This window comes from Protofrankia sp. CiP1_Cm_nod2 (genome assembly GCF_920664355.1).
Classification (GTDB): Bacteria; Actinomycetota; Actinomycetes; order Frankiales; family Frankiaceae; genus Protofrankia.
On record NZ_CAKKTL010000236.1, the window covers coordinates 1 to 7,959 of the forward strand.

The following is a 7,959-nucleotide window of genomic DNA, read 5'->3' on the forward strand; positions in this document are numbered from 1 at the left end:
CGGCGCGGGTGCTCTCCTCGGCGGCTTCGCGGACGGTCCGGCCGCCTGGGAGGCGGCGCTGATCGCGGTCGCCGCCGCCGTGGCAGCGGTTGTCGCCGACCGTGCCGTCGCCCGCGCGGCCACCGAGATCCGCGCCGAGCCCGTGGCCGAGCCGGGCGGCGCGGCAGCGCCCGCCGACATCCCCGGGCAGGCACCCCAGCACGACGGCCATCCTGTCGGGTGGCCGCTGGTAGCGATCCTCCCACTGGCCACGGCCGCCGCGTTCGTGTACGCGGTGGGCCACCTGCTGCTGGGTACCTGACGCCGTGCCCAGGCCGCGCTGAAACAGCCCCACCCGTGAACAGCCCCACCCGTGAACAGCCCCACCCGTGCGGGGAAGGGGCAGGCCGACGGCGCCGAGGACCAGCAGCGGGCCGAGGCCCCATCCGTGCGGGGAAGTGGGACGAAGAACGCGCGCGGCCGGGAAACGAGGTGGGCGGGCGGGCGGGCAGTTCACCCCTACGCCCGCTCCCACGTCGCCGGCACCATCGCCGGTGCGCGGTGGGGGAATGAGGTGGATGGGTGGATGCGCTGCTCCCTGGCGTGACCGGTTTGTGGGTGCTGGTGGCCGCTGTTGGATGCGCTGTCGGGCTGGCTGTGCTTGTCCGGCTGCGGGACGGGCGGTTCCGGGTGGTCCGTCCGGGCCCGTCGGCACCGGCGGCGCCGGTCGTACCTGACGGGGCCGTGGCGGATGCCATCGCGACCGCCGCGGCCCAGCCGGTCGGCGGCGACGTGAGCGGCGGCGGCGACGTGAGCGACGGGGAGAACAACGACGGGGAGAACAAGGTGACGGACGGCGACGAAGCTCCGGCCGCCCCACACGGCCCGGCCCGTCCGGAGGATGCAGGCCCGGAGGATGCAGGCCCGGACGGGATCCGCCCGGACGAGGCGGGTTCGCTGGCCGCGGTGGACGCCGAACTCGTCGCGCTCGGGGTGGCCCCCGGGGCGCGGGCCACGTTGGTGCAGTTCTCCACCGCTTTCTGCGCGCCCTGCCGGGCGACCAGGCGGATCCTCGCGGACGTCGCGAGCGGCGTACCGGGCGTGCGGCATGTGGAGGTCGACGCGGAATCCCACCTCGAGCTGGTCCGGCGGCTGCGGATTCGGCGTACGCCGACCGTCCTCGTCCTTGACGCGCGGGCTCGCGAGGTCTGCCGGGCCAGCGGCGCCCCACCGGGGCGGGCGGCCGTTCTGGCGGCGCTGGAACTGGCGGTCGGTGAGCCGCGCGGGCGGGATCCGGCCGCGGCAGCGGACAATACCATGATCGATGTGTCCGACCGGCCTGATTGGCCGTCGGATCGATAACACATCCCTCATGTTCACTGCTACGGTCAGGGGGTTATGTTCTCCACTGAGCTCGTCCGGCGCCGCACGGTCGATCTGTGCCGTGTACGTAGCTCGCTGTGTCCATTTTCCTGATCTGTGCGTTGATGCCGTCCGCCGTCGGCGGACTCGCCTGTCAGGAGATGAGCTCGTGGTCGACCCAAGAGGTCCCAGGTTCAGTGCGGCGGTCACCAGCGCTGTCCTCGCGGTCGTGTTGCTGACCGCGAATGGCTGGTTGCTCCTCGCGCAGACCGTGGTATTTCTGACAGGTGCGCTGATCGGTGTCCGTCGTGCTCCGTACGGGGTGCTGTACCGCACGCTGGTCCAGCCTCGGCTGGGGCCACCCGCCGAGCTGGAGGACGAGCGGCCACCGCGTTTCGCGCAGGCGGTCGGGGCGGTGTTCGGCGTGCTGGGCACGGCCGGTTTTCTTGCCGACGTCGCCGCGTTGGGGTACGTGGCCACGGCGTTCGCGTTCGTCGCGGCGTTCCTGAATGCCTCGATCGGCTTCTGCCTCGGTTGCCAGATATATCTCGCCATACGTTCTGTGAAAGGAGCGCAAGCATGAGTCGCGCCAACGCGCTTGTCGATGCCGCCTGGGTCGACGCACATCTGAGTGATCCCAAGGTTGTCCTGGTCGAGGTCGACGAGGATGTCTCCGCATATGACAAGGGGCACATCCGCGGCGCGGTCCGGCTCGACTGGAAGTCGGAGCTGCAGGACCCGGTCATCCGCGACTTCGTCAACAAGGAGCAGTTCGAGAAGCTGCTGTCCGGCAAGGGCATCGCGAACGACGACACCGTCGTTCTCTACGGTGGCAACAACAACTGGTTCGCCGCCTACGCCTACTGGTATTTCAAGCTGTACGGGCACGGCGAGGTCCGGCTGCTCGACGGCGGCCGGAAGAAGTGGGAGCTCGACAGCCGCGAGCTGACCGAGGAGCTCCCGGACCGGCCGGCGGCCCAGTACGTCGCCAAGGACGCCCGCACCGACATCCGGGCCTTCCGGGACGAGGTCGTCGCCGCGATCGGCACGAGGAACCTGGTCGATGTCCGGTCGCCCGACGAGTTCGCCGGCCGGCTGCTCGCCCCGGCCCACCTTCCCCAGGAGCAGTCGCAGCGCGCCGGGCACATCCCCACCGCGAGGAACATCCCCTGGGCGAAGACCGCGAACGAGGACGGCACCTTCAAGTCGAACGAGGAACTGACCGCCCTGTACGCGCAGGCCGGGGTGGACCTGGGCAAGGACACCATCGCCTACTGCCGCATCGGCGAGCGCTCGGCCCACACCTGGTTCGCTCTCCACGAGCTGCTGGACCTGCCGAACGTCAAGAACTACGACGGGTCCTGGACCGAGTACGGTTCACTGGTCGGCGTCCCGATCGAGAAGGACGCCTGAGACCATGTGTGGCGCGCCCCGTGGCGGACCCTCGCTGGAAGGAATTGACGTGGCAAAGGAAACTGTCATCCAGGGCGTCGTACTGAAGGATGGTTCACCGGTCGCTTCGGGTTATGCCCGGCTGCTCGACGAGAGCGGCGACTTCACCGCGGAGGTTCCGCTGTCGGCGACCGGGCAGTTCCGTTTCTTCGCCCGGCCCGGCTCGTGGACCGTCCGGGCGCTCGTCCCGGGCGCGTCCGGCGAGCGGAAGGTCGTCGCCCGCCAGGGTGAGCCCGTCGACGCCGAGATCGAGGTCGCGGCCTAGGGAACCGGGGAATTCCACAGGGCGGGGCCTGGGGCCTCGCTGGTTTCCCGACCCGTCCCGGATGGGCCTTTTCGGGATCCGGAGAAATTCCGGACCTCCTGAAAAGGCCCATCTCCGTGTGCTGCGGACGGTGTTCCGGTACGGGGGTGGATTCGCGACGCTCAGGAACCGCCGGCCCGGGGCGTGGGAACGCCGTGGCACACGGGTACGGCCCGGGTGGGTACGGCGAACGACATCGGGCCGACGGTGTAGTTGCGCAGGTCGTTGTCGACCGCGAACAGCGCGGCGGAGCTCCGGTCCGGAAATGGTGCGACGACACGCCGGACCGTCCGCTGCGCGGTACCGTCGAACTGGACAACTGCGTACAGGACCTCGGATTCGTGCATCACACAACCACCAAACCGCATCCTCCCGGCGCCGTGAAGGAGCCGTGTCGTGTGCCGTGCGTGGTCCGCTGCCGCGAGAGCGGTTGCGGAGCTTGCGTACGGCGCCACGCACGGTCCTGCCGACCGGCTACTCACAGTCCCGCGGACGCCCGCGGAGCGCGGGACGTACCGGACGGCCGTCAGTAGACGAGAGCCCGCGCCCCGTCGGCGAGCACCTCGGAGACGAAGACCGCCGCGCCGGCGATGCGTATCCCGGGGAGCACGTCGTCGGGGCCGATGGACCGCCGCGCCGCGCACTGCGTGCACAGGGTCACGCGTCCGCCGGCCAGGACGGCGTCCAGCAGCCCGGTCAGTGGGGCCGACTCGGGCAGCGCGAACTCGGCGGCACGCCCGGGCAGGGCGAACCAGGCCGACTCGCCGGTGAGCCACAGGGAGACGTCCGCGCCGCTGGCGAGCCCGACCGCGGCGACCGTGAACGCCTGTGAGCACCGTTCCGGCGCGTCCGCGCCCGCGGTGGCCTTGATGACCAGTGAGGCTGTCATGGCTGTCAGTCTGTACCGGATGGTCCGTACCGGTTGGCCCGGCCCGTACCGGTGGCCCGGCCCGGCCCGTGCCGTGCCGGGCGGCTGCCGTGGTGGGACGCGGCCGCCCGGACAGGCCCGGCGCGCACCGCCGCGGGGCCCGCCCGCCGGTACCGGAAGGCCCCGCTCCGCGGGGCCAGGCGGCTTGGCCGATGTCACACAGCCACCGCCAGCGGGGCGGGAAGGGTGCGCTCACGGCTAAACTGGTCCCGTGCTGGAAATATTTTTCACCGCTTTGTTGATCTTTGTAGCGGTGCTCATCGGGTGGTTCTCCGTGTACGCGGTGTACAAGCTGTACTCGGGTCAGCGTTGAGCGTCCCGGTCGTGCCCGTACCCATGTCCGTACCCGGGCACGCCGTCGGCGGGTGGACGTGACCGTGCGGCCCGGGCCGGTGATCGACCTGCACCCGAGCCTGCTGCCGATCGCCTTCCTGCTGGGCACCTGGCGGGGCGAGGGCGTCGGCGGCTACGAGGGGATGGACGCCTTCCGCTACGGCCAAGAGATCGTCTTTTTCAGCACCGGGCGTCCCGCCCTGTCCTACACGTCCCACACCTGGTGGGTCGGTGAGCCCCGGGACGGGCGCAGCGAGGGCAGCCCGCTGGCGACCGAGACCGGTTTCTGGCGGGTGCAGCCCGCGGAGGGCGACGGGCCGCCCACCGTGGAGGTCATGCTCGCCCATCCCTTCGGGATCAGCGAGATCTACGTCGGGGACGTCGCCGGGACGCGGGTGGAGCTGCGTTCCAACGTTGTGATCAGGACGGCCACCGCGCGCCGGGTGGACCGCTCCCAGCGGCTGTACGGCTTCGTCGAAGGTGATCTTGCCTACGCCATCGACATGGCGGCCGAGGGCAAACCGTTGCAGTCGCACCTGTCTGCCCGGCTCCAGCGGGCACCGGCCGCTGGCTGACTGCCGCCTGCACGGCCCGTTCGGCCCGTTCGGCCCGTTCGGCGCGTCCGAGCGGTGCGAACTCGGGCTGGCCGGCCCGGCCGGGCCAGGTGGCCGAGCCGGCCGCGCGTTCGGGCCGGGCCGTCGGATGCCGGCCAGGTCAGGCGCGCATCCGGGAGGCCTCCTCGGCGGCGACCCGGGCGCGCCAGGCCTTCTCCCGCGCGATGGCGCCGGCGAACCCGAGAGCGACCGCCGGATCGAAGTTCTCGTCCGAATAGGTGCGGGTGCACCCGAGCAGCCGGTCGATCTCGTCGGCGGTGACCGCCGTGAGCGGAAGCTGGCCGGTCAGGTAGACGTCGCCGGCGAGATCCACCGAGAAGTGCACGCCGTAGGTCCTCGCGTTGCGCCCGAGCAGGAACGCGTACGTGCCCGCCTCGTTCTCGGCGGGCCGGCGCATGAAGAACGCCTCGATGAGCAGCGTGTGGTCCCCCACCACCAGCCAGGTCATCGTCCGCAGCCGGTGCTCGCCCTCCAGGGTGACGAGGAACGAGTCCTCGGTCACCCGTTCGTAGGGCAGGCCCAGCTCCGCCAGGGCGTCGTCGATCAGGCGGCCGAGGCGTGCCCGTTCGGCACTGTCGACAGGTACTGACACCGGTTCCCACCTCCACCATGATCCTCATCTGGATCGCTGCCGTGGCCACCGGAGACTTTCCAGGCCGCAGCCGGCCGCAGCCGGCCGCGCGGCGTCAGGCCGTTGCCGGGACGGTAACCGGTGTCGCAGCGTTACGGTAACCGGTGAGAACGCCGCGTGCCGTCACGGACCAGCCGAACTCCCCTGCCCGCCCGACCGCCCCGGCGGCCAGGCGCCGGCGCCGGCGTGGCTGGCCGACCACCTGGGCCAGGGCGTCGGCATAGGCGGCCGGGTCGCGTTCCGCCACCAGGATGCCGGAGACGTCGTGCTGGACCGCCGTCCGCAGCCCGCCGACCGCGGCCGCGACGACCGGCGTCCCACAGGCCTGGGCCTCCAGCGCGACCAGGCCGAAACTCTCGCTGTGGCTGGGCACCACGGCCACGCTCGCGGCCCGGTACCAGTCGGCGAGCTCCGGCTGCGGCACCGGGGGCTGCAACCGGACGATGTCGGAGATGCCGAGCTCGGCCGCGAGTTTCACGAGCGAGTCCGGACGGTCCAGGCCGGATCCGCTGGGACCGCCGACCACCGCGACGACCAGGCGGTCACGCAGCGCCGGTTCACGCGCCAGCAGGTGCGCGGTGGCGCGCAGCAGCATGTCGGGCGCCTTCAGCGGCTGGATACGCCCCACGAACAGCAGCAGCAGCGCGTCTGGCGGGACACCGACACGGCCGCGTGCCGCCGCCATGTCCCCGGGGCGGAACACCTCCAGGTCGACGCCGGGCGCCACCACGTCGACCAGCTCGGGGGCGGCGCCGTAGAGATCGACCAGGTGGCGCCGCTCGTCCTCGGTGGACGCGATCAGCAGGTTCGAGCGGTCGACGACGTCCTGCTCGCCGGCGATGCGGTGCGGTGGGTCAGGGCGGTCGCCGTCGGCGAGCGCGCCGTTCTTCACCTTCGCCAGCGTGTGGGCGGTGTGTACCAGCGGGACGGCCCACCTGCTCGCGACCGCGAGCCCGGCCTGGCCGGAAAGCCAGTAGTGCGAGTGGATGACGTCGAACCAGCCGGGCTCGTGCGCGGCCTCGACCCGCAGCACGGCCGCGGTGAAGGCGCACAGCCAGGCGGGCATGTCCTCCCTGCCGACGTCCTCGAACGGCCCGGCGGCGACATGACGTACCGTGACCCCCGGCGTGAGGGTGACCTTCGGCGGCATCCTGCTGCTGGTGGCGCGGGTGAAGATCTCCACTTCGGTGCCGAGCAGGGCCAGCTGCCGGGACAGCTCCACCACGTACACGTTCATGCCGCCGGCGTCGCCGGTACCCGGCTGCTCCAGCGGTGACGTGTGCATCGACAGCATGGCGACCCGACGAGGGAAGCCCGACCGGACCCGACGCACCAACCACCTCCACACCATCCGGACTCACCGACCATCGGACAGCCCGGTCCTGCGAACAACCGATCCAGGGGCCGCATGCCCGGCATCAGCCGCCCCGGGCGTGGCCGTCCGGCGCCGGACGGCCGCATCCACGGCTGCCTCTCAACAACGACAGGCAACCGAGGTTGCGGCCCGTAACCGGATACCGCCATCAGGTTCGCCGGCCCTGTCCTGCCGGCATCCGCCGTCGCGGTCCGTCATGGGCTCTCTTCTGACGGACACCCGGACTCATCCTGCCAGCGGCGCGGCGAACCGGCGATTGGGTGACAGGTGAGATTCACCGGTTTTTTCCGCATCCGGCTCCGGATGCCCGCGACAGGGGCGGCCGAGCCGGTTCTGCGATCGTGGACGCGTGTCAGGTACCTCCCCCACCGGCCGCCGCGAGCCGCGGCTGGCCGCGGGCCGCGCCAGAGCGCTGGGGCTCGCCACCCGTGGGACGACCGCTCCCAACCGCCTGCGCCGGGTCGACCGCTGGATCGTCGGGACACAGGCGGCCCGGTTACGTGCCACCGCCGGCCCGCTTGTCGTCGATCTCGGGTACGGCTCGTCGCCGGTCACCACGGTGGAGCTCTACCAGCGGCTGCGGCCCCTGCGGCCCGACGTCCGGGTCGTCGGGCTGGAGATCGACCGGGAGCGGGTCGCCGCGGCGGCCCCGGCCGCGCGCCCACCGGGGCTGGTTTTCGCCCGTGGCGGCTTCGAGTTCGCCGGGCTGCGCCCGGTGCTGGTCCGCGCGATGAACGTGCTGCGCCAGTACGAGGAGGCGGCGGTCGCCCCGGCCTGGGCGGCGATGCTCGAGCGCATCGCACCCGGCGGCCTGCTGGTCGAGGGCACCTGCGACGAGATCGGCCGGCGTGCCTGCTGGTTCGCTGCCGAGCGCCCGGCAGGGACGCCGATGCCGTCGGCGCCCGCCACAGCGCCCGCCGCAGCATCCGGGCCGCCCGCCAGGCGCGGACGGCCCACGGCAGCCGGCCCGCTCACGGGCCC

9 protein-coding genes and 2 pseudogenes are annotated in these 7,959 nt (G+C 72.0%); 7 read left to right on the forward strand and 4 right to left on the reverse strand.

What is annotated here, in order from left to right; translation table 11 throughout:
* The 5 genes and pseudogenes from NBW84_RS20225 to NBW84_RS20245 form a co-directional block, all read left to right on the forward strand.
* A pseudogene (locus tag NBW84_RS20225) lies at positions 1–301 on the forward strand (hypothetical protein); the annotation flags it as partial.
* A 260-nt stretch (positions 302–561) separates the two neighbouring features.
* Positions 562–1,341 (forward strand): thioredoxin family protein, encoded by a 780-nt coding sequence (locus NBW84_RS20230; protein ID WP_250286443.1) that lies wholly within the window; start codon positions 562–564, stop codon positions 1,339–1,341.
* Positions 1,342–1,510: 169 nt separating this feature from the next.
* Positions 1,511–1,924, forward strand: a complete 414-nt coding sequence (locus NBW84_RS20235; RefSeq protein ID WP_250286445.1) for a DUF4395 domain-containing protein — start codon at positions 1,511–1,513, stop codon at positions 1,922–1,924.
* A complete protein-coding gene (locus NBW84_RS20240) occupies positions 1,921–2,754 on the forward strand; it encodes a sulfurtransferase (RefSeq protein WP_250286447.1) in 834 nt (277 codons plus the stop codon). Before NBW84_RS20235 ends, NBW84_RS20240 begins: the two co-directional genes overlap by 4 nt.
* Before the next feature lie 4 nt (positions 2,755–2,758).
* Positions 2,759–3,058 carry a DUF1416 domain-containing protein gene (locus NBW84_RS20245; protein WP_445548558.1) on the forward strand — a complete coding sequence of 100 codons (300 nt, stop codon included), beginning with the start codon at positions 2,759–2,761 and terminating at the stop codon, positions 3,056–3,058.
* A gap of 161 nt (positions 3,059–3,219) precedes the next feature.
* Here NBW84_RS20245 and NBW84_RS20250 read toward each other — a convergent pair whose 3' ends face one another.
* Both NBW84_RS20250 and NBW84_RS20255 read right to left on the reverse strand, forming a co-directional pair.
* Positions 3,220–3,444, reverse strand: coding sequence for a hypothetical protein (locus tag NBW84_RS20250; RefSeq protein ID WP_250286453.1), 225 nt, complete (start codon positions 3,442–3,444; stop codon positions 3,220–3,222).
* Positions 3,445–3,623: 179 nt separating this feature from the next.
* On the reverse strand, positions 3,624–3,986 hold the full coding sequence (locus tag NBW84_RS20255) for a DsrE family protein (RefSeq protein ID WP_250286450.1): 363 nt from the start codon (positions 3,984–3,986) through the stop codon (positions 3,624–3,626).
* 416 nt (positions 3,987–4,402) lie between these two features.
* Between NBW84_RS20255 and NBW84_RS20260 the strand changes: the two genes are divergently transcribed.
* Complete coding sequence (locus tag NBW84_RS20260; RefSeq protein ID WP_250286455.1) at positions 4,403–4,933, forward strand: FABP family protein; 531 nt, start codon at positions 4,403–4,405, stop codon at positions 4,931–4,933.
* 139 nt (positions 4,934–5,072) lie between these two features.
* Here NBW84_RS20260 and NBW84_RS20265 read toward each other — a convergent pair whose 3' ends face one another.
* Together NBW84_RS20265 and mshA are read right to left on the reverse strand one after the other, a co-directional pair.
* Entirely contained in the window at positions 5,073–5,564 is a 492-nt protein-coding gene (locus tag NBW84_RS20265; RefSeq protein ID WP_250286451.1) for a type III secretion system chaperone family protein, read from the reverse strand.
* A 94-nt stretch (positions 5,565–5,658) separates the two neighbouring features.
* Positions 5,659–6,897 (reverse strand): D-inositol-3-phosphate glycosyltransferase, encoded by a 1,239-nt coding sequence (mshA, locus tag NBW84_RS20270; protein WP_250286458.1) that lies wholly within the window; start codon positions 6,895–6,897, stop codon positions 5,659–5,661.
* 430 nt (positions 6,898–7,327) lie between these two features.
* Here mshA and NBW84_RS20275 point away from each other — a divergent pair.
* Positions 7,328–7,959, forward strand: a pseudogene (locus tag NBW84_RS20275) (class I SAM-dependent methyltransferase); the annotation flags it as partial.

Bases quoted from the DNA above. Each gene is read 5' to 3' on its own strand.
- NBW84_RS20250 (WP_250286453.1), bottom strand. From the start codon at position 3,444: ATGCACGAATCCGAGGTCCTGTACGCAGTTGTCCAGTTCGACGGTACC.
- NBW84_RS20255 (WP_250286450.1), bottom strand. From the start codon at position 3,986: ATGACAGCCTCACTGGTCATCAAGGCCACCGCGGGCGCGGACGCGCCG.
- NBW84_RS20240 (WP_250286447.1), top strand. From the start codon at position 1,921: ATGAGTCGCGCCAACGCGCTTGTCGATGCCGCCTGGGTCGACGCACAT.
- mshA (WP_250286458.1), bottom strand. From the start codon at position 6,897: ATGCTGTCGATGCACACGTCACCGCTGGAGCAGCCGGGTACCGGCGAC.
- NBW84_RS20245 (WP_445548558.1), top strand. From the start codon at position 2,759: ATGTGTGGCGCGCCCCGTGGCGGACCCTCGCTGGAAGGAATTGACGTG.